This window comes from Actinomadura sp. KC06, assembly GCF_004348735.1.
Classification (GTDB): domain Bacteria; phylum Actinomycetota; class Actinomycetes; order Streptosporangiales; family Streptosporangiaceae; genus Spirillospora.
On sequence record NZ_SMKT01000028.1, the window covers coordinates 47,444 to 68,279 of the forward strand.

Annotated in this window: 17 protein-coding genes; 10 read left to right on the top strand and 7 right to left on the bottom strand. The window is 73.8% G+C overall.

Features of this window, described 5'->3' with window-relative positions; all coding sequences use genetic code 11:
• Nucleotides 1-16: 16 nt before the first annotated feature.
• Nucleotides 17-625 carry an XRE family transcriptional regulator gene (locus E1287_RS12170; RefSeq protein WP_131964996.1) on the bottom strand — a complete coding sequence of 203 codons (609 nt, stop codon included), beginning with the start codon at nucleotides 623-625 and terminating at the stop codon, nucleotides 17-19.
• Nucleotides 626-687: 62 nt separating this feature from the next.
• A complete protein-coding gene (locus tag E1287_RS12175; protein ID WP_131964997.1) occupies nucleotides 688-1,665 on the bottom strand; it encodes an ornithine cyclodeaminase family protein in 978 nt (325 codons plus the stop codon).
• A 159-nt stretch (nucleotides 1,666-1,824) separates the two neighbouring features.
• Here E1287_RS12175 and E1287_RS12180 point away from each other — a divergent pair, with 159 nt between their 5' ends.
• From E1287_RS12180 to E1287_RS12195, 4 genes are read left to right on the top strand one after another with little or no spacing between them, the layout of a single operon-like run.
• Nucleotides 1,825-3,033 (top strand): branched-chain amino acid ABC transporter substrate-binding protein, encoded by a 1,209-nt coding sequence (locus E1287_RS12180; protein ID WP_165968972.1) that lies wholly within the window; start codon nucleotides 1,825-1,827, stop codon nucleotides 3,031-3,033.
• Nucleotides 3,034-3,043: 10 nt separating this feature from the next.
• A complete protein-coding gene (locus E1287_RS12185) occupies nucleotides 3,044-3,943 on the top strand; it encodes a branched-chain amino acid ABC transporter permease (protein ID WP_131964999.1) in 900 nt (299 codons plus the stop codon).
• The gene (locus E1287_RS45565) at nucleotides 3,940-5,727 is read left to right on the top strand and encodes a branched-chain amino acid ABC transporter ATP-binding protein/permease (RefSeq protein ID WP_131965000.1); all 1,788 of its coding nucleotides are present in this window, start codon (nucleotides 3,940-3,942) and stop codon (nucleotides 5,725-5,727) included. The genes E1287_RS12185 and E1287_RS45565 overlap by 4 nt, the downstream gene beginning before the upstream one ends.
• Nucleotides 5,724-6,473: an ABC transporter ATP-binding protein gene (locus E1287_RS12195; protein ID WP_243718891.1), complete on the top strand. Its 750-nt coding sequence runs from the start codon at nucleotides 5,724-5,726 to the stop codon at nucleotides 6,471-6,473. Before E1287_RS45565 ends, E1287_RS12195 begins: the two co-directional genes overlap by 4 nt.
• Here E1287_RS12195 and E1287_RS12200 read toward each other — a convergent pair.
• Complete coding sequence (locus E1287_RS12200) at nucleotides 6,457-8,583, bottom strand: thiamine pyrophosphate-dependent enzyme (protein ID WP_131965001.1); 2,127 nt, start codon at nucleotides 8,581-8,583, stop codon at nucleotides 6,457-6,459. The genes E1287_RS12195 and E1287_RS12200 overlap by 17 nt on opposite strands.
• A gap of 228 nt (nucleotides 8,584-8,811) precedes the next feature.
• On the opposite strand from E1287_RS12200, the gene E1287_RS12205 reads away from it, so the two are divergent.
• The 3 genes from E1287_RS12205 to E1287_RS12215 are packed head-to-tail and all read left to right on the top strand — an operon-like array spanning nucleotide 8,812 to nucleotide 12,657.
• Entirely contained in the window at nucleotides 8,812-10,350 is a 1,539-nt protein-coding gene (locus E1287_RS12205) for an aldehyde dehydrogenase family protein (protein ID WP_131965002.1), read from the top strand.
• Nucleotides 10,351-10,361: 11 nt separating this feature from the next.
• Nucleotides 10,362-11,519, top strand: a complete 1,158-nt coding sequence (locus tag E1287_RS12210; protein WP_243718892.1) for an FAD-binding oxidoreductase — start codon at nucleotides 10,362-10,364, stop codon at nucleotides 11,517-11,519.
• Entirely contained in the window at nucleotides 11,512-12,657 is a 1,146-nt protein-coding gene (locus E1287_RS12215) for a Glu/Leu/Phe/Val dehydrogenase dimerization domain-containing protein (RefSeq protein ID WP_131965003.1), read from the top strand. Before E1287_RS12210 ends, E1287_RS12215 begins: the two co-directional genes overlap by 8 nt.
• On the opposite strand, the gene E1287_RS12220 is transcribed toward E1287_RS12215, so the two are convergent.
• Nucleotides 12,635-13,561, bottom strand: a complete 927-nt coding sequence (locus E1287_RS12220; protein ID WP_131965004.1) for a LysR family transcriptional regulator — start codon at nucleotides 13,559-13,561, stop codon at nucleotides 12,635-12,637. The genes E1287_RS12215 and E1287_RS12220 overlap by 23 nt on opposite strands.
• Before the next feature lie 63 nt (nucleotides 13,562-13,624).
• Complete coding sequence (gene paaZ, locus E1287_RS12225) at nucleotides 13,625-15,667, bottom strand: phenylacetic acid degradation bifunctional protein PaaZ (protein ID WP_131965005.1); 2,043 nt, start codon at nucleotides 15,665-15,667, stop codon at nucleotides 13,625-13,627.
• A 67-nt stretch (nucleotides 15,668-15,734) separates the two neighbouring features.
• Here paaZ and mgrA point away from each other — a divergent pair, with 67 nt between their 5' ends.
• Nucleotides 15,735-16,760 (top strand): L-glyceraldehyde 3-phosphate reductase, encoded by a 1,026-nt coding sequence (mgrA, locus tag E1287_RS12230; RefSeq protein WP_131965006.1) that lies wholly within the window; start codon nucleotides 15,735-15,737, stop codon nucleotides 16,758-16,760.
• A gap of 43 nt (nucleotides 16,761-16,803) precedes the next feature.
• On the top strand, nucleotides 16,804-17,073 hold the full coding sequence (locus E1287_RS12235; RefSeq protein ID WP_131965007.1) for a DUF6343 family protein: 270 nt from the start codon (nucleotides 16,804-16,806) through the stop codon (nucleotides 17,071-17,073).
• 11 nt (nucleotides 17,074-17,084) lie between these two features.
• Here E1287_RS12235 and E1287_RS12240 read toward each other — a convergent pair whose 3' ends face one another.
• Together E1287_RS12240 and E1287_RS12245 are read right to left on the bottom strand one after the other, a co-directional pair.
• Complete coding sequence (locus E1287_RS12240) at nucleotides 17,085-17,927, bottom strand: glycosyltransferase family 2 protein (protein ID WP_243718895.1); 843 nt, start codon at nucleotides 17,925-17,927, stop codon at nucleotides 17,085-17,087.
• Nucleotides 17,928-17,938: 11 nt separating this feature from the next.
• Nucleotides 17,939-18,826 (bottom strand): glycosyltransferase, encoded by an 888-nt coding sequence (locus E1287_RS12245; RefSeq protein ID WP_131965008.1) that lies wholly within the window; start codon nucleotides 18,824-18,826, stop codon nucleotides 17,939-17,941.
• 223 nt (nucleotides 18,827-19,049) lie between these two features.
• Here E1287_RS12245 and E1287_RS12250 point away from each other — a divergent pair, with 223 nt between their 5' ends.
• Complete coding sequence (locus E1287_RS12250; protein ID WP_131965009.1) at nucleotides 19,050-20,690, top strand: carbamoyltransferase C-terminal domain-containing protein; 1,641 nt, start codon at nucleotides 19,050-19,052, stop codon at nucleotides 20,688-20,690.
• Nucleotides 20,691-20,836: the final 146 nt, after the last annotated feature.

The window sequence follows — 20,836 nt, forward strand, 5'->3', positions numbered from 1 at the left end:
GGCCGCCCGCGGGATGTCAACGCTCCACCAGGTGGGGCGGCCCCGAGGGCGCGGTGTGAAGCCGCTGATCCGAGCCGTACTGCAGGAGCAGGACGGACCGGACGTCCCCGCCGGGCGCCGTGTAGGAGTGCGGCAGCCGGGCGTCGAAGCCCACGTAGTCGCCGGGCCCCAGCTCGACGTCCCGGCCGTCCACCCGGACGCGAAGCCGCCCCGCCTGGACGATCGTGTGCTCCGTCCCGCCGTGGCCGAGCGAGTCCTGCGTGCGTCCGGCTCTGACGCGCTGGTCGTACACCTCGAAGATCGCGCCGCCGGACTCGATGCCGCGCAGCGGCCGCAGGTCGACGCCCTCGCCGCGCAGGACCTCCACGTCCGCGGCGCGCACCACCGTCGGCCCGGACGGCTCCCGGTGGTCGAGCAGGTCGGAGATGGCGACCTCCAGCGCGCGCGACAGGCTGAACACCGTCTCGATCGTGGGATTGCCTGCCCCGGCCTCCAGCTGCGACAGCGTGGCCTTGCCGATCTTCGACCGGCGGGACAGCTCCGACAGCGACAGGCCGCGCTCCAGCCGCGCGCGGCGCAGGTTTCCGGCCAGCACGTCCCGCACCGATTCCCCTGACGCGCCCACGTTCGCCTCTCGTCCGGCCGCCGTCGTTCGTTTTACCGAACGAAGTGTACCGGGGGCGCGGGTCAGAGTTCCGCGATCCGCCCCGCGCCGGACGCGCGCGCCCGCTCGACGATGACGGACGCCGCCGCCGTGTCCTGCACGCCGACGCCGACGCTGTTGTAGAAGACGACGTCGCCGGCGGACTCCCGCCCGGCGGCGAGGCCCGCGACGATCGGCCCGAGGGGACGCACCTGCTCCGGGCTCAGATGACCCGAGCGGATCGCGGCCACGACCGGCCCGGCGTGGTCGAGCGCGGTCGGCACGTCGTCCACCACGACGGAGGCGGCGCGGGTGAGGACGTCGTCGTCCACCTCGGCCCGGTCCGGTGCGAAGGAGCCGACGCTCAGCACCGTGCAGCCGGGGTCGAGCCATTCGCCCCGGACGATCGGCTCCGCGCTGGTCGTCGCGGTGACGACGATCTGCGCTCCCTCGACGGCCGCGCGCACGGACGCCGCCGTCTCCACCGGCATCCCCACCTCGGCCGACAGCCCGGCGGCGACGTCGCACGTCTCCGGATGGCGGCACGCCATCGCCACCCGGCCGATCGGCCGGACCTCCGCCATCGCCCGGACGTGCGCCCGCCCCTGCACGCCGCAGCCGATCACCGCGAGCCGCGCCGCGTCCGGGACGGCGAGATGGTCGGCGGCCACCGCGCTCGCCGCCGAGGTCCGCAGCGTCGTCACCGCCTCGCCCTCGATGATCGCGACGGGCCGCCCGTCCACCGGGTCCTGGACGGTCACCAGCGCCGCCACGGTCGGCAGGCCGCGCGCCGCGTTGCCCGGGGTGACGCTGCCGAACTTGGAGACCGCGCCGGTGCCGGGCAGGCGGGACACGTAGCAGAACGCTACGCCGCCGTCCGGGCCGTCCAGGAGCAGCCGCGGCGCGAGCCGCGCCTCCCGGCGGCCGAGCGCCCCGAACGCGGCCCGCTGCGAGGCGATCGCCGCCGGAAGGTCGAACACCGCGCGCACGTCGTCGGCGGAAAGCAGCAGGACATCGGCCATGCTGCGATCCTCGCGAGCCCGTTCCCGCGCTGTCGAGGCCGAAAGGGCAAGCGGTTCTTATCGATCACTACATGAGATCGCATGCTTGCCCGTCTCGACGGCCGTCCCACGAGGTTCCAGGCTTTCACCAACCCGCCCACGAGCGACGGAGAGGCGCCGATGACTCGATCGACTTCCCGGGACCGCCGACGCGGGTTCCGCCTCCTCACCGCGGCCGGCGCCGGGCTGCTGCTGGTCCCGCTCGCCGCGTCCTGCGGGTCCGGCGACGACTCCGGCGGGTCGGGCGCCATCAAGATCGGCGTCCCGGCGCCGCTGAGCGGCGACTCCGCCTCCGCCGGGCAGGACATCCTCGCCGCCGCCAAGGTCGCCGCCGACGAGATCAACAAGGCGGGCGGCGTGGACGGGCGCGACGTCCAGATCGTCGAGGCCGACGACCAGTGCAGCGCCCAGCAGGGCGCGCAGGCCGCGCAGAAGCTCCTCAACAGCGGGGTCGTCGCGGTCGCCGGCGGGTACTGCTCCAGCGCGGCCGTGCCCGCGATCCCGATCTTCGGGCGGCGGAGCGTCCCGTTCGTGCTGGACGCGTCCACGAACCCCGGCCTCACCGACACCGGCAAGGGCAAGGTGTTCCGCACCTGCGGGCGCGACGACAACCAGGGCCTCGTCGCCGCCAAGTTCATGACGGGGCAGCTCGGCGCCAAGCGCATCGCGCTCCTGCACGACAACACCACCTACGCCAAGGGCCTCGCGGACGCGACGGCGAACTCGGTGAAGCAGGCGGGCGGGCAGGTCGTGTACCAGGACGCGCTGCAGCCCGGCCAGTCCGACTACAGCCCCGTCCTGACCAAGGTGGCCTCGACGAAGCCGGACGTCCTGTACTTCACCGGGTACTTCGCCGAGGCGGGCCTGCTGATGAAGCAGCGCAAGCAGCTCGGGCTGAAGTTCACGCTGATGGGCGGGGACGCGACGACCGACTCGACCGTCCTGAAGACGGCGGGCGCGGCGGCCGACGGCTACATCGCCACCACGGCGCCGCTCGCCAAGGACCTGCCCACGGCCTCCAAGTTCGTCGCGGCGTACAAGGCGGCGAACAACGCCGACCCCGGGCCGTTCTCGGTGTACGAGTACGACGCGGTGAAGATCGTCGCGAAGGCGATCGAGGACGCCGGGTCCACGGAGGGCAAGGACATCACCGACGCGCTGCACAAGATGAAGGACTTCCCGGGCATCACCGGGCCGATCACGTTCGACGACAAGGGCGACCGGACCGACCCGCTGTACATCACCGTCCGGGTCCAGAGCGGCGCGTTCACCGCCTACAAGAAGCTCGACAAGAGCGGCGGCACGTGGGTGGACGCCAAGACCTCATGAACGACGAACTATGAGCGAATTCGTCCAGTACCTCGTCAACGGGCTGACGATCGGGGCGTTCCTCGCGCTGATCGCGCTGGGCTACTCGATGATCTACGGCGTGGTGCGGCTGATCAACTTCGCGCACGGGGACGTGTTCATGATCGGCGCGTTCGTCGGGTTCGGGACGCTCACCACGATCGGCGCGACCGGCGGGATGGCGCTGCCCGCGATCATCGCCGCCGTGCTCGTCGGCGCGCTGGCGACCGGCGTCGTCGGCACCGGGATCGCGAAGGCGGCCTACGTCCCGTTGCTGGCCTCGCCGCGGCTGGCGCTGCTGATCGCCGCGATCGGGGTGTCGCTGGCGCTGCAGGAGGGCGTGAAGGTCCTCACCGACGCGCGGTTCAAGTCGTACCCGAACGCGCTGGACGGCGGGCAGATCTTCAGCGGGTCCGTCCGCGTCACGTGGGGGCAGCTCGCGCTGGTCGTGCTGTCGGTGGCGCTGATGGCCGGGCTGTGGCTGTTCGTGACCCGCACGGTGACGGGGACGGCGATGCGCGCCCTCGCGATGGACCGGGACGCCGCCCGCCTGCAGGGCATCAACGTCGAGCGGCTCATCCTCGTCACGTTCTTCATCGGCTCGCTGCTGGCGGGCGCGGCGGGCGTGATGTACGGGCTGTACTACGTGCAGATCAGCTTCGGCATGGGGTTCCTGATCGGGCTGCGCGCGTTCACCGCCGCCGTGCTCGGCGGCATCGGGAACCTGCCGGGGACGATGGTCGCGGGCGTGGCGATCGGGCTCGTCCAGTCGTTCTCCGCCGGGTACGTCTCGTCCCGCTGGACCGACGTGATCATCTTCGGGCTGCTCATCGCGGTGCTGGCGCTGAGACCCACCGGCCTGTTCGGCGAGCGCGTCGTGGAGCGCGCGTGAAGGCCCGCGCGCTGGAGCGGCTCGGGACGCGCCTGCCCGGCCTCGGACGCTGGGAGACGCCCGTCCGGTTCGGGGGCTGGCCGCTGCTGATCGCGGTGGCGCTGGTCGCGGGCCAGGTGATGGACGACTACGGCCTGACCGTCGGCGCGACGATCCTGATCTACGCGATCCTCGGCCTCGGCATCAACATCGTCGTCGGGTACGCGGGCCTGCTGGACCTCGGCTTCGCCGCGTTCTTCGCGATCGGCGCGTACACGGCGGGCCTGCTGATGGTGGAGCTGGAGTGGAACTTCTGGCTCACGCTGCCCGCCGCCGTGGCCGCCGCCGCGGTCGCCGGGGTCGTGATCGGGTATCCGACGCTGCGGCTGCGCAGCGACTACCTCGCCATCGTCACGCTCGGCTTCGGCGAGATCATCCGGATCACGGTGATCAACCTGGAGGTCACCGGCGGGCCGAACGGCCTCACCGGGATCCCGCCGGTGACGCTCGGCGGCCGCGAGATCGTCATGCCGAAGGACTTCTACCACCTGTCGCTGGCGTTCTTCGTCGTCGTGCTGACGCTGACCGCGCTGCTCGCCAGGTCCCGGCTCGCGTACGCGTGGCGGGCGATCAGGTCGGACGACACCGCGGCCGAGGCGGTCGGCGTCCCGGCCCGGCGGGTGAAGCTGCTCGCCTACGTCCTCGGCGCGATGACCGGCGCGGTCGCCGGGCCGCTGAACGCCGCGCAGCTCGGCACCGTCGACCCGTCCAGCTTCACGTTCCTGACCTCGCTGATGATCCTGCTCGTGGTGATCATCGGTGGGATGGGCAGCCGGCCCGGCGTGATGATCGGCGCCGTGGTGATCATCGCGCTGCCGGAGGTCCTGCGGAGCATCCAGGAGTACCGGGGGCTGATCTTCGCGCTCCTGCTGATCCTGATCGTCCTGCTGCGCCCGCAGGGGGTGTGGCCGTACCGGCCCCGCCGCTTCCGCCTCCCCGCGAAGGCCGGGCCCGCGCCGGAGCTCCCGTCCGCGGAGGGCACGCTGCTGGAGGTGGGCGGCCTCACCCGCAACTTCGGCGGCGTCAAGGCGGTGGACGGCCTCGGGCTCCGCGCGGACGCCGGGCAGGTCGTCAGCGTGATCGGGCCGAACGGCGCGGGCAAGACCACCGCGTTCAACTGCATCACCGGGATGATCCCGCCGTCCGCCGGGACGATCGTGCTCGCCGGGCGGGACGTCCGCGGCAAGGCCCCGCACCGGGTCGCCGCCGCCGGGCTGGCCCGCACGTTCCAGAGCATCCGGCTGTTCGACGAGATGACCGTCGCGGAGAACGTGCTGATCGGCCGGTTCGCCCGCGACCGCGGCCTCCTGCGCCCGCTGTCCCGCGACGACGCCGACACCGTCCGCCGCTGCCTCGACTTCGTCGGCCTGCTGGACGCGGCCGACCGCCCCGCGGGCGGCCTCGCCTACGGCGACCGGCGGCGGCTGGAGATCGCGCGGGCCCTCGCCGGGGACCCCCGCGTCCTGCTGCTGGACGAACCGGCGGCGGGCGCGAACCCGACCGAGAAGCGGGCGCTGATGGAGCTGATCGCCCGGATCAGCGCGCTCGGCGCCGCGGTCGTGCTGATCGAGCACGACGTCGCGCTCGTCATGTCGATCTCCGACCGGGTGACGGTGCTGGAGTACGGCCGGACGATCGCGGAGGGCCCGCCCGCCGAGATCCAGGAGGACCAGCGGGTCATCGCCGCCTACCTCGGCGTCCCCGACGACCCCGAGACCGACCTCGTCACGGAGGTGCTGCGTTGACCGAGGGCGGACGGCCGCTGCTGGAGGTGCGCGACCTGCGCAGCCGGTACGGGCAGGTCGAGGCGCTGTCCGGGATCTCGTTCGAGGTCGGCGACGGCGAGATCGTCGCGCTGCTCGGCAGCAACGGCGCGGGCAAGACCACGACGCTCCGCACGATCACCGGGCTGCACCGGGCCCGCTCCGGGCGCGTCGAGCTCGACGGCCGCGACATCACCCGCCTCGACGCGCACAAGGTCGTCGCGGCCGGGATCGGGCACGTCCCGGAGGGCCGGCGCGTGTTCCCGGCGCTGAACGTCGCCGAGAACCTGCTGCTCGGCGGGTACCTCCGCCGCCGCGACCGGAGCGCCGTCGCGGCCCGCCGGGAGGCGGTGTACGAGATGTTCCCGCGGCTCGGGGAGCGGCGCGATCAGCTCGCCGGGTGGCTGTCGGGCGGCGAGCAGCAGATGCTCGCGATCGGCCGCGCGCTGATGCTGCGCCCCCGCCTCCTCGCCCTGGACGAGCCGACGATGGGCCTGGCGCCGCAGATGGCGCAGCAGGTGATGCGCGTCATCCGGGAGATCCGCGAGCAGGGGACGACGATCCTGATCGTCGAGCAGAACGCCCACCAGACGCTCCGCCTCGCCGACCGGGCGTACGTGCTGGAGACGGGCCGGATCGTGCTGTCCGGGCCCGCCTCCGACCTCGCGCAGGACGACCGCGTCAAGGCCGCCTACCTCGGCGGCGACCCGGTCATCGAGTCCCAGTGAGGAGGCGTTCCGCCGCCTCCTCGATCGACTTCTCCGAGAGCAGGACGTGGTAGGCGGCGTCGCCGAGGGGGATGAAGCTGTCCTCGCTGGCGACCCTGGCCGTGCGTCCCTGGAATCCGGCGTCGGCGAGCGCGGTCAGGACGGCCTCGGACACGCCGCCGGTGCGGCGCGTCTCGTCCGCGATCAGGACGGTGCCGGTGGCGCGGGCCTCGCGGAGCAGGTCGGCCGCCGGCAGCGGCGCCAGCCACCGCAGGTCGAGGACGCGGCACCGGACGCCGGCGGCCTCCAGGCGGCGGGCGGCGCGCAGGCTCATGCGCAGCCCGTTGGCGAAGGTCACGATGGTGAGGTCGCGGCCGTCCCCGTAGGTGCGGGCCCGCCCGATCGGGACGAGCCCGCCGGAGGGCGCGAGCCAGCCGTCGTCGCCGTCCTCGTGCAGGTCGCGGACGTGGTAGAGCGCGATCGGCTCCAGGAACACGCAGACGCGCCCGTCGGTCTCGGCGGTGTCCGCGCAGGCGCGCAGCATGCCCGCGGCGTCGTCGGGCCGGGCCGGTGAGGCGATGACGAGGCCCGGGATGTCGCGCAGCGCGGCGACGGCGTTGTCGTTGTGGAAGTGGCCGCCGAAGCCCTTCTGGTAGGCGTAGCCGGGGACGCGGACGACCATCGGGTTGCGGTACCGCCCCGACGAGAAGAACCCCATCGTCGCCGCCTCGCCGCGGATCTGGTCGGCGGCGTTGTGCAGGTAGGCCAGGTACTGGATCTCCGGGACCGGCAGCATCCCGGCCAGGCCGAACCCGAGCGCGAGGCCGAGGATGGACTGCTCGTCCAGGATCGTGTCGAACACCCGCGCCGCCCCGGCCCGTTTCAGCAGGCCGCGCGTGACGCCGTAGACGCCGCCCTTGCGGGCCACGTCCTCACCGAAGACGACCACGCCGGGCCGCTGGTCGAGCAGGTCGCCGAGCGTCCGGTTGACGGCCTGCGCGACCGTCACCGGCTCCCCGCCCGGCGGTGCCGCGTCCTGAGCGGTCGCGGCAAGGCGCAGGGGCGCCATGACCTCGGCGGCCGACGTCAGGCGGCGCGCGCCGGCGGCCTTCGCGGCCAGGGCCATCACCTCGGCGCGCTTCGCCTCGTAGCGGTTGACGATCTCGCCGGGCGTCGCGACACCGGTGCGGACGAGCAGCCGCGCCGTCTGCAGGACGGGGTCGCGGTCGACGTCGGCGGCCAGTTCGGCGGGGGTCCGGTAGGACGACTCGACGTCGGAGCCCGCGTGGCCCATCAGCCGGACGGTCCGCAGATGCAGGAACGCGGGACGGCGGCGCTCGCGCACCCAATCCGCGGCCCGCGACGCCACGGCAAAGGCGTCCGCGAGGTCGCAGCCGTCGGCATGGAAGTAGGCAAGCCCTGGACGCGACCCGTAGGCGGCGTGGATCCAGCCGGGCGGCGTCCGGACGCTGATCCCGATGCCGTTGTCCTCGCAGACGAAGAGGAGCGGCAGCGGCAGGCCCTGGAAGGCGGTGTTGACGGCGGCGTTGACGGCGCCCGCGGCCGTGGAGTGGTTGGCGGACGCGTCGCCGAAACCGCACACGGCCACGGCGTCGCGCGGCCAGGGCGTCTCGACGCCGAGCCGGGCGGCGCGTTCGATCGCGAACGCGACGCCGAGCGCGCGAGGAAGATGCGACGCGATCGTGGACGTCAACGGGATGACGTGCAGGCGGTGGCTCCCGAACACCTTGTGGCGCCCGCCCGCGATGGGATCCTCGGCGCCGGCGACCAGGCCGAGGAGCACGTCGAGGAGCGGCTCGCCGCCGGGAACCTGGCGCGCCCGCTCCAGGAAGAACGCGCCCGACCGGTAGTGCAGCAGCGCCGGGTCGTCCGGACGGAGCGCGGCGGCGACCGCGGCGTTCCCTTCGTGCCCGGACGACCCGATCGTGTAGAAGCCGCTGCCCTCGGACTGGAGCCACCGGGCGGCGAGGTCGAGGTGCCTGCTGCCGAGCTGGGCGTCGAACAGCTCCAGGAGGCGCTCCCCGCCCGGCGGGCCGGGCGGGACCGGCGCGGCGGGCGGTCTGAGGGCGGCGGCCTTCTCCAGGAAGTGGACGTCGGCGGGCTCGGGCATGCGGTCTCCTGCGTGGATCACGGCGCGGTTTCGAGGCAGGCGCGGTTCGAGCATGGGACGCCGCCCGGCCCGGGGTCGACTCCGCAAGCCCCCGAACAGGTTGGCGGTTGGCCAAGGAACGCTTAACGGCGTCCCCGGCAGAGCCTCAGCGAGGCTTGGCCTCGCGGTAAGGAAGCCGCGCTCTGCCCGATCTTGGCGCGAGGGGCCCGGCTTGTTCACGCTGGACTCGTGCTCTCCTCCGTCATCGGCGGCGCCCGGGTCCCGGCGGGGCCGCGCCCGTACCGTTCCACCGACCCGTCCCGCACGGCCGACGTGGTCGCCGAGGTGTCCCTCGCGGACGCGGACGGCCTCGTCCGCGCCTGCGCCGCCGCCCGCGCGGCGCAGGACGCCTGGCGGGACGTGCCGCCGCCCGTCCGCGGGCAGGTGATCGCCGCGATCGGACGGCTCGTCGAGGCCAACGAGGAGGCCCTCGCCCGCGTCGTCACCCGCGAGGTCGGCAAGCCGTACGCCGAGTCGCTCGGCGAGGTCCAGGAGATCGCCGACACCTGCGCGTTCTTCCTCGGGGAGGGGCGGCGGCTGTACGGGCAGACGGTGCCGTCGGAGATGCCGGACAAGCAGCTGTTCACGTTCCGCGACCCGGTCGGGGTCGTCACGGTGATCACGGCGGGGAATTTCCCGGTGGCGGTGCCGTCCTGGTACATCGTCCCGGCGCTGCTGTGCGGGAACGCGGTCGTGTGGAAGCCGGCGGAGTACGCGGCGGCATGCGCGGAGGCGTTCTACCAGCTGTTCGCGCACGCGGGCGTGCCGGACGGCGTCCTCAACGTCGTCTACGCGGACGGCCCGGAGACCTATCAGGGGCTGGAGCGGGCCCTCGGCCAGGGACTGGTCGACAAGGTCGGCTTCACCGGGTCCACCGAGGTCGGATCGCGGATCGGCGAGCTGTGCGGGCGGCACCTCCAGTCGCCGTGCCTGGAGCTCGGCGGCAAGAACCCGATGGTCGTCACCGAGGACGCCGACCTGCCGCTCGCCGTCGAGGGCGCGCTGTTCTCCGGGTTCGGGACGGCCGGGCAGCGCTGCACGTCGCTGGGGACGGCGATCGTCCACGAGTCGGTGCACGGCGAGTTCGTCCGGCTGCTGGACGAGGCGACCCGCGCCGCCGTCGTCGGCGATCCGGCGGGCGACGTCCTGTACGGGCCGCTGATCAACGAGCGGTTCGCGGACGGGTTCGAGAAGGCGCTCGGCTGGATCGGCCCGCACCATACGGTGCACGGCTCGTCCGCGACCGGCCGGATCACCGCCGCGGCGCCGCGCGACGGTTTCACCGGCGACGCCGAGGCGGGCCTCTACTACCACCCGGTGATCGTGGACGGCGTCGGCCCCGGCGACGAGCTGTTCCTGAACGAGACGTTCGGCCCGGTCATCGGCGTCGCGAAGTACCGGACGCTGGACGAGGCGATCTCCCTCGCCAACGCGCCCGGCTACGGGCTCTCGGCGTCCATCTACACGACCGACCCGGCGAAGGTGTTCGCGTTCCGGCGGCGGATCTCCGCCGGGATGGTGAGCGTGAACAACTCGACGTCCGGGGCGGAGGCGCACCTGCCGTTCGGCGGGAACGGCCGGTCCGGGAACGGCAGCCGCCAGTCGGGCGTGTGGGTGCTGGACCAGTTCACCCGCTGGCAGTCGATGAACTGGGACCACTCGGGACGGCTTCAGAAGGCGCAGATGGACGTCCTGGAGATCAGCCCCGACCTCGGCTTCCGGCTGTAGGAGCGCGAGCGGTGGAGACCCCCTTGGACGGCAGGGCGGACGTGGTCGTCATCGGCGGCGGCGTGATGGGGACGAGCATCGCGTTCCATCTCGCTGAGGCCGGGGTGCGGCGCTTGGTGCTGGTGGAGCGCGACGAGCTGGGCTCCGGCTCGACGTGCAAGGCCGCGGGCGGGGTTCGGGCGCAGTTCTCCGACGAGGTCAACATCCGGCTCGGCGCCCGCAGCCTGGAGGCGTTCGCGCGGTTCGGCGAGCGTCCGGGCCAGGAGATCGATCTCCATCGGGTCGGCTACCTGTTCCTGCTGTCGCGGCCCGAGGACGTGGCGGCGTTCGAGCGGAGTGTGGCCCTGCAGAACGACCTGGGCGTGCCGAGCCGGATGGCCACGGCGGCGGAGGCGCGGCGGCTGTCCCCGCTGATCGAGACGGACGGGCTGCTGGCCGCGGCGTTCTCCCCCGACGACGGGCACTGCACGCCGGAGTCGGTCGTCCTCGGGTACGCGACCGGGGCGCGGCGGCACGGAGCGGAGATCCGCACGCGCTGCGAGGTCCTCGGCATCGAGACCGGCGGCGGCGAGATCACGGCGGTCGAGACGAGCCGGGGCCGCATCGAGACGTCCGCCGTGGTCTGCGCCGCCGGGGCCTGGTCGGCGGCCGTCGGGCGGATGGCGGGCGTCGATCTCCCGGTGGAGCCGCTGCGGCGGCAGATCGTGTTCACCGAGCCGATCCCGGGCCTGCAGCGCCCCGTCCCGATGACGATCGACTTCGCGACGTCGTTCTACTTCCACGGCGAGGGCGAGGGCCTGATGCTCGGCATGTCCGACCCGGAGGAGCGGCCCGGGTTCCGCCTCGACCGCTCGGACGCCTGGCTGCCGCGCCTCACCGAGGCGATCGGCTCCCGCGCGCCCCGGCTCCTCGACGTCGGGCTGACCGGCGGCTGGGCGGGCCTGTACGAGGTCACGCCCGACCACAACGCGCTCATCGGGGAGGACGTGGCCGTGTCCCGGTTCCTGTACGCGACGGGCTTCTCCGGCCACGGGTTCCTGCAGGGCCCGGCGGTCGGCGAGGTCGTCCGCGACCTGTACCTCGGACGCGCGCCGTTCGCCGACGTGTCCCCGTTCGGCGCGGCCCGGTTCGCCGGGGACGGCCCCCGCCCGGAGCTGAACCGTGTCTGACGTGCTCACACTGATGGACGAGTGGGGCCCCGAGCGGGTCGTGTGCGTGTCCGACACCCGCACCGGGATGCGCGGCGTGCTGGTCATCGACAACACCGCCCGCGGGATGGGCAAGGGCGGCATGCGGATGAGCGCGTCGCTGACGGTCGCGGAGGTGGCGCGGCTGGCGCGGGTCATGACGTACAAGTGGGCGGGCGTCGACCTGTTCTTCGGCGGCGCGAAGGCCGGGATCATGGCCGACCCGGGCTCGCCGGACCGGGAGGCGATCCTGCGGTCGTTCGTCCGGGCGCTGTCGCAGGAGATCCCCCGGCAGTACGTCGCGGGCCTCGACATGGGGCTGACGGAGCGGGACGCGGCGATCGTCCAGGACGAGCTGGCCGACCGGGGCGCGGCGGTCGGCACCCCGCACGTCCTCGGCGGGATGCCGTACGACGAGCTGGGCGTGACCGGCTACGGCGTCGCGGAGGCCGCCGACGCCGCCGCCCGGCACGCCGGGTCGTCGCTGCGGGGCGCGCGGGTCGTGGTGCAGGGGTTCGGCGCGGTCGGGCACGCGGCGGCGCGGCGGCTCGCCGAGCTGGGCGCGACGGTCGTGGCGGTGTCGACCGCGCACGGCGCTCTGCACGATCCGGACGGCCTGGACGTCGGGCGGCTCCTCGACCTGCGGGCGGAGGCGGGCGACGCGGTCGTGAAGGAGTACGGCGGCGGACGGCTCCTGGAGGTCGGCGCGGAGCTGCTCGTCCCGGCGGACGTCCTCGTCCCGGCGGCGCTGCAGGACGTCATCGACGAGCAGGTGGCCGCGAACGTCCAGGCGGGCATCGTGGTGGAGGGCGCGAACCTGCCGACGAGCCCGGCGGCGCAGCGGGTCCTCGCCGCGCGCGGCGTCACGGTCGTGCCGGACTTCGTGGCGAACGCGGGCGGCGTCGTCGCGGCGGGCTTCGCGATGGACGCCCGCTACTCGGCGTTCCGCCCCGACCAGGACGCCGTGTTCGCCGCGGTCTCGGCCAAGATGCGGGAGAACACCGAGAAGGTCCTCGCGGCGGCCCGCGCGCAGGGGACGACCACGCACGAGGCCGCGCTCGCCTTGGCGCAGGGGCGGGTGCGGGCGGCGATGGAGCTCAAGGGCCGGTTGCGCCGCTGATCTCCGCCTCGACGCTGCGGGCGACCTCGGTGAGGCCGCGCATCGCGTCCTTGACCAGCGGGTTGGTGTTGGTGGTCCGGCGCAGGACGGTGACGTGCCGCTGCGGGGTGCGGCGGCTGAGCCGCAGCATCCGCAGGCCCTTCACGGGCACGCAGCCGAGCGCCGGGACGAGCGCGATCCCGAGGCCGCAGCCGACGAGCCCGCACACGACCGCGTAGTCGTTGCTGCGGAACGCGATGTTCGGCGTGAACCCGGCGGTGCCGCACAGCCGCTGCAGCGCCTGCGAGCCGGAGCTCTCCGGGCGGCTCGCGATCCACGTCTCCGACCGCAGCTCCCGCAGCCGGACGGTGCGGCCGCCCGCCAGCGGATGCTCCTCCGGCACGCACAGGACGAGGTTCTCGTCCATGACCGGCGTCTCCACGATCTGGTCGGGCCAGGTGCGCGGGAACAGGTCGTACCGGTAGACGAGCTGGAGGTCGAGGTCGCCGTCGAGGAGCTCGGGCAGCAGCTCGTCCGGCTCGCCCTCCGACAGCTTGATCTCGATGCCGGGCCGGACCCGGGACAGCTCCGCCAGCACCCGCGGCAGGATGCGCGCGCTCGCGGTCGGGAAGCTGCCGAGCTGCAGCGCGCCGCGCTCGCCGCTCGCGACCGTCCGCAGCTCGCGCTCCAGGGTGTCGAGGGCCGACAGGACGTCGTTGCCCTTGCTGACCATGAGGAACGCGGCGCTCGTCGGCCGGACGCTGCGGGCCCGGCGCTCGAACAGCACCAGCCCGCAGGCGCGCTCCAACGCGGCGATCTGCTGGGAGACGGCGGACGCGGTGTACCCGAGGTTGCGGGCGGCGTCCGCGAACGAGCCGGTGCGCACGACCTCGCGCACGGTCTGGATGTGCAGGGGACTGATCATGTATTGCGCACCCCGTTCGCCGGTGACCGGGCGGCGCCTCCCCCCTGACGCCCTGTCCAATGATTAGTCGTGTTTGGGCCTCTTGGCCACCAGCGTCAGCACGTCGTACTTCGCGACGGAGGCGCCCTCCTGGTTCGTGACGTCGGTGTCCCAGCGGACCTCGCCGTAGTCGGCGCCCTCGCGCGGCGTGATCTGCTTGGCGGTGAGGGTGACCGACAGCTCGTCGCCGGGCTTGACCGGCGTGAGGAACCGCAGGTTCTCCAGCCCGTAGTTCGCGAGGACGGGCCCGGGCGGCGGGTCCACGAACAGCCCGGCCGCGAACGACACGACGAGGTAGCCGTGCGCGACGCGTCCGCCGAAGAACGGGTTGGCGCGGGCGGCGTCCTCGTCCATGTGGGCGTAGAAGGTGTCGCCGGTGAACTCGGCGAAGTGCTCCACGTCGTCGAGGGTCACGACGCGGGGCCCTCCGGCGGCGGTGTCGCCGACGCGCAGGTCTTCCAGGTGCTTGCGGAACGGGTGCTCGTCGGTGACCGTCCGGTCGGTGCCGGGGACCCAGCGCCCGGTGATCGACGTGAGCATCGCCGGCCCGGCCTGGACGGCGGTGCGCCGCATGTGGTGCACGACCCCGCGGATCCCGCCCATCTCCTCGCCGCCGCCGGCGCGTCCGGGCCCGCCGTGGACGAGCGCGGGCAGCGGCGAGCCGTGCCCGGTCGATTCGGCGGCGTCTTCGCTGTTCAGGACCAGGAGGCGGCCGTGCCAGGGCGCGGTGCCGAGGACGACGCGGCGGGCGAAGTCGGCGTCGGCCGTCACGATCGACCCGGCGAGGCTGCCCCGCCCGCGGACGGCCAGCTCGACCGCCTGCTCGGCGATGCCGTCGTACGGGAGCAGCGTGCTGACCGGCCCGAACGCCTCGACCTCGTGCGGCTCGGCGCGTCCGGCGTCGTCGGCGCGCAGGAGGATCGGGGACATGAACGCGCCGCGCTCGGCGTCAGCGCCGATGACGTCGACGTGCTCGGGATCGCCGAAGACGGTCTGGCTCGCGTCCAGCAGCGCTTTGAGGGAGCGCCGTACCTCCTCGCGCTGGTCGAGGCCGGCGAGCGCGCCCATCCGCACGTCCGGGTCGGACGGGTTCCCGACCGTGACCTTGGACAGCCGGTCCCGCGCGGCCGCAGCGACATCATCGATCAGCGCCGCGGGCACTATGGCGCGGCGGATCGCGGTGCACTTCTGGCCCGCCTTGACGGTCATCTCCGCGACGAGCTGCTTGACGTACAGGTCGAACTCGCGCGTGCCTGGCGCCGCGTCCGGGCCGAGGATCGAGCAGTTCAGCGAGTCGGCCTCGGCGTTGAACCGGACGGCGTTCCCGACGATCGCGGGATGGGTGCGCAGGAGCCGCGCCGTGGACGCCGACCCGGTGAACGCGACGATGTCCTGCTCGGTGAGGTGGTCGAGCAGGTCGCGCGGGTCTCCGCAGACCATCTGCACGCTGCCCTCCGGCAGGACGCCGGACTCGACGATCAGCTCGACCAGCCGCGCGGTCAGGTAGGCGGTCTGGCTCGCGGGCTTGACCAGGCTGGGCACCCCGGCGAGGAACGCGGGGGCGAGCTTCTCCAGCGGCCCCCACACCGGGAAGTTGAACGCGTTGATCTGCACCGCGACGCCGTGCGACGGCGTGCACAGGTGCTGCCCGACGAACGTGCCGCCTTTGCCGAGCGGCTCGACGTTCCCCTCTACCAACACCGTGTCGTTGGGCAGTTCCCGCTTGCCCTTGCTCGCGTAGCCGAACAGGACGCCGATCCCGCCGTCCACGTCGAACTTCGAATCGCCCATGGTCGCGCCGGTGCGGGCCGACAGCGCGTACAGCTCCTCGCGGTGCTCGCGAAGGTGCGAGGCGAGCGCCTTCAGCAGCGCCGCGCGCTGGTGGAACGTCAGCTCGCGCAGGACGGGGCCGCCGGCCGTCCGCCCGTGCCGGAGCGCCGCGCCCATGTCGACGCCCGCCGAGGAGATCCGGGCGACCTCCTCCCCCGTGACGGCGTCGCGCAGCGGCGCGCCCTCGTCGTCCGGAGCTTGCCAGGAACCCGACACATAGCTGCGCAGCACGACCACTGGAGACCTCCTCGTCCGGATACCTCTGAGTCTTCTTGCCACCTTCGGCGCTGAAATACTCGTCGCCATGACCTACGCGGCGGACAGCGGACGATACGAGCGGATCCCCTACCGGCGGTGCGGGCGCAGCGGGCTGCGGCTCCCGGCGATCTCGCTGGGGCTGTGGCACAACTTCGGCGACGATCGTCCGCTGGACGTCCAGCGGGCGATCCTGCGGCGGGCGTTCGACCTCGGCGTCACGCACTTCGACCTCGCCAACAACTACGGCCCGCCGTACGGCTCCGCCGAGACCAACTTCGGCCGGATCCTGCAGGACGATTTCAGGCCATACCGGGATGAACTGGTCATCTCAACGAAGGCCGGGTACGACATGTGGCCCGGCCCGTACGGCGAGTGGGGGTCGCGCAAGTACCTGCTCGCCAGCCTCGACCAGTCGCTGCGCCGGATGGGCGTCGACTACGTCGACATCTTCTACAGCCACCGCTTCGACCCTGACACGCCGCTGGAGGAGACGATGGGGGCGCTGGACCGGGCCGTCCGGTCCGGGAAGGCCCTGTACGCGGGGATCTCGTCCTACTCCGCCGAGCGCACCGCCGAGGCGGCGGCGATCCTGCGGGAGATGGGCACGCCGCTGCTGATCCACCAGCCGTCCTACTCCATGCTCAACCGGTGGATCGAGGGCGGGCTGCTCGACACGCTCGGCCGGGAGGGCGCGGGCTGCATCGCGTTCTCGCCGCTGGCGCAGGGGATGCTGACCGGCAAGTACCTCGACGGCGTCCCCGAGGGGTCGCGGGCCAGCCGGGGCACGTCGTTCTCCGCGAGCCTCCTGACCGAGGAGAACGTCCGGCACGTCCGGACGCTGAACGAGATCGCCAAGGGCCGCGGGCAGACGCTGGCGCAGCTCGCGCTGGCCTGGTCGCTGCGCGACGGCCGGGTCACCTCGGCGCTGATCGGCGCGAGCAGCGTCGCGCAGCTGGAGGAGAACCTCGCGGCGCTCGACCGGCTCGACTTCACTTCGGACGAGCTCGCCGCCATCGACCGGGACGCGGTGGAGGCGGGGATCAACATCTGGGCGGCGTCCAGCGCGCACTGACCGCCGGGCGCATCGACCGGCCCAGACCGGGCACGACCAGCGCATGGACGAAGATGGCCCCGGTTCACGCGGCCCCTACCGGCACCGGCAGCCGTCGGGGAAGGAGCCGCTGGCGGCTCGCAGCCCGCTGCGGCTGCGCGCGATCCTGTCCGCCGTGGCGCTGGTCGGCACGGCGGCGGCCGCGGTCGTCTTCGCCGTCGCGGGCCAGCGCGGCGACGACGACGGCGCCTGGGTCGCCGCGGGGATCTGCGCGGCCGTCGCCGTCATCGCCGCGATCGACCTGATCGTCATCGCCCGGCGGGCCCGGTCTTAGCAGCACGCCCGTCAGTAGCGCGTCAGGCGGGCGCGGGCGGCTTCGACGGCGGGCGGGACGGGGCGGCGGGCGCGCGCGAGCGCGGGCAGGGCGCGGGCGGCGTCGGCGAGGCCCGCGCGGCCGTCCCGGCCGGTCAGCGCGGACGCGGCGGCGCGGGCGACGGCGGGGAGCGGGCGCCGCAGCCACGCGGTCAGCAGCCGGTTGCGGGCCTCGCGGCGACGGCGCGCGGCCGGATCCCGGCCCGCGGTCGACGGGTGGTGGTGGACGACGAGTTCCGGCGCGTAGGCGAGCCCCCATCCGGCGGCGGCCAGGTCGAGCGCGAGCAGTTCCTCCTCGCCGCCGAAGTGCAGGACGCGGGAGAAGCCCCCGGCGTCGAGGAACGCGTCGCGCCGCACGATGGCCGAGCAGGCGAGGAAGCCGAGGATCGCGGGCCCTGGCAGGCCGTCCGGACGGCCGAGGGGCGAGTCCGCCATCTCCTCGGACACGGGCTCCAGCCGCTCCTCTTCGCCGACGAGGACGCGGGCGGCGAGCAGGGCCGTCCGCGGGTGGGCGTCGAGGATCTCCGCGGCGCGGTCGAGCGAGCCGGGCGCCCACCAGGAGTCGTCGTCGGCGAACGCGACATAGCGGGTCGAGGCGTGCTCGGCCGCGACCGTCCGGGCGGCGGCGCCCAGGTTGCGGGGCAGGCGCAGGACGGTGGCGCCGGCCGCCTCGGCGACGGCCGCGGTGCCGTCGGACGAGGCGTTGTCCGCAACGATCACCGGCGCCCCGGAGGCGTGGCGGGCGTGGCGGTCGAGGCTGCGGCGCAGTTCGGGGGCGCGGTCGCGGGTCGCGACCAGGACGGTGACGTCCGGCACGGCCGGTCCTCCTAGCTGACGTAGCGGCGGGCCCTGGACCGGCGCTGGGACGCGTCCAGGCGGCGGAGCCGGTCCTCGGCGTGCGGCGGCAGCGGCCGCCGCTCGCGGGCCACCCAGGCCAGGCCCGCGGCGGCCTCGGCGAGCGCGCCCGCGGTGACGCGGTCGCGCGGCAGCGTGCGCAGCAGCCCGGCCGTGCGCCGGACGGCGGCGGGCAGCGGGCGCCGCAGCCACGTGGACCACAGCGTGTTGCGGATCCCGTGGCGGCGCCGCAGGTGCGGCTCGCGGATCCGGGACGGCGCGTGGTGCACGACGACGTCCTCGGCGAAGCACAGCTGCCAGCCGGACGCCATGAGGTCGGCGCTGAGCAGCTCCTCCTCGCCGCCGAGCCACAGCCGCGGGGAGAACCCGCCTGCCTCGCGGAACGCGTCCGTCCGGACCATGGACGCCCCGGCGAGGAACGACCCGAGCGCGGGGCCCGGCAGCCACGCCGGGCCGGGGACGGGCGAGTGCCGCAGCTCGGGGACGATCGGGTCCTCGCGTCCGCCGGGCTCGACCAGGATCCGCCCGGTGACGACGGCGAGCCGCGGGTGCGCGTCGAGCAGGGCGGCGGCGCGGGACGGGGCGTCCGGGTCCCACCAGGTGTCGTCGTCCCAGAAGGCGGTGTAGGGCGTGCGGACGTGGTCGACGGCGAGGTTGCGGGCGACGGCGCCGAGGTTGCGCGGCGACCGGACGAGGGCGACCTCGGGGAACTCGCGCGCGACGGCGTCGGCGGTGCCGTCGCGCGAGGCGTTGTCCACCACGATGACCGGGGCCGGCTCCGCGATCCGCCGGGTGCGGGCGAGGACGGCGAGCAGGGACCGGCGCCGGTTCCTGGTGATGACGACCACGGTGAAGCGCATGAACTCGCCTCTACCCGGACGTTTCTCCTGTATGTGAACACATCAGGAACTAATCGTCACTTCGGCACCCGGCAACTTTTCCGACTCCTGCGTTTAGCGGCACGGCTACCGGCAATGCCGAAATCACCCATAGGGGATTTGTCTCCGGCAAGTCACGCCAGGGCGGATGTCTACGACGAGGGCATCGCCATTTCACCGAACGCTGCGCCGAAACGGGGCTTACATGCGCGTGCTCGGAATCAATGCGATCTTTCACGACCCGGCCGCCGCGCTGGTGGTGGACGGCGCCGTCGTCGCCGCGGCGGAGGAGGAGCGGTTCAGCCGGCGCAAGCACGGGAAACGGCCGGTGCCGTTCTCCGGCTGGGAACTGCCGGAGCGGGCGGCCCGGTGGTGCCTTGAGGAGGCCGGGCTGGAGCCCGGCGACCTCGACGCCGTCGCCTATTCCTACGACCCCGCGCTCGTCGAGCCGGGACTCGGCGGCCACGACGAGCAATGGGAGCGGTTGCGCACGCTCTACGCGCGGCGCGCCCCGAACTTCCTCGCGACCGCGCTCCCCGGGCTCGACCCGGGGATCGTCCGGTACGTCCCGCACCATGTGGCGCACGCCGCGTCCGCCGCGCTCGCCGCGCCCGGGCCGGGCGACGGCGACGTGCTGGTCCTGGACGGACGCGGCGAGTCGCACTCGCACCTGGCCGGGACGTACGAGAACGGCGTGCTGACTCCGCTGCACGCCCAGCGGCTGCCGCATTCGCTGGGCCTCATGTACGAGGAGCTCACCGATCATCTCGGGTTCTTGCGCTCCAGCGACGAGTACAAGGTGATGGCGCTGGCGTCCTACGGCGAGCCGCGCTTCCTGGACGAGCTGCGCGAGCGCGTCCACGCCACCGGCGACGGCGGTTTCGCGGCCACCGGCGTCGACTGGGGAGCGCTCGCGAAGGCGCGCAAGCCCGGCGGCGAGTGGACGCGCGACCACGCCGACCTCGCCGCCAGCGCGCAGGCCCGCCTCGAAGAGGTCCTGCTGGACCTCGCGGCATGGCTGCACGGCCGCACCGGCTCACGCCGCCTGATGCTCGCCGGAGGCGTCGCGCTCAACTGCGTCGCCAACACCCGGCTCGCGGAGGCGGGGCCGTACGGCGACGTCTGGGTCCAGCCCGCCGCGGGCGACGCCGGCACCGCGCTCGGCGCGGCGCTGCACGTCGCGCGGGACGGCGGCGACCCGCTCACCGCCATGCCCGGCGCGGACCTCGGCCGGCGGTGGGACGACCGCGAGATCGCCGAACGCCTCGACACCGCGAAGATCCCCTACGAGCGGCCGGACGACCTGGCCGCCGCCGTGGCGGACGCGCTGGCCCGCAACGAGATCGTCGCGTGGTTCCAGGGACGCTCGGAGTTCGGCCCGCGCGCGCTCGGGCACCGCTCGCTGCTCGCCCACCCCGGCCACGCGGGCAACGTGGAGCGGCTCAACGACGTCAAGGGCCGCGAGCAGTTCCGCCCGATCGCGCCGATGGTCGCCGCCGACCGCGCGGCGGAGATCTTCGACGGCCCGCTGCCCAGCCCGTACATGCTGTTCGTGCACCGGGTGCGGCCGGAGTGGCGGGACCGGATTCCCGCCGTCGTCCACGTGGACGGCACCGCCCGGATCCAGACGGTCGCGGCCGGGGACGAGCCGCTCGTGGCCCGCGTGCTGGAGGAGTTCCGCCGCCGGACCGGGCTGCCCGTCCTCGTCAACACCAGCCTGAACACCGCCGGCCGTCCCATGGCCGACGACCCGCGCGACGCGCTGGAGTGCTTCGGCTCCGCGCCGGTGGACCTGCTGGCCATCGGCCCGTACGTGGTGCGCCGCCGGGAGGTGCACGCCCGATGAACTGCACCGTCGTGGTTCCCACGATCGGTCGCGAGAGCCTGCGCGTCACGCTGCGCGCGCTGCTCGACGCGACCGCCGCCGACCCCGCCACCGATCCCGCCGCCGCCCCCGCCGCCGGGCCGCTGGAGATCATCGTCGTGGACGAC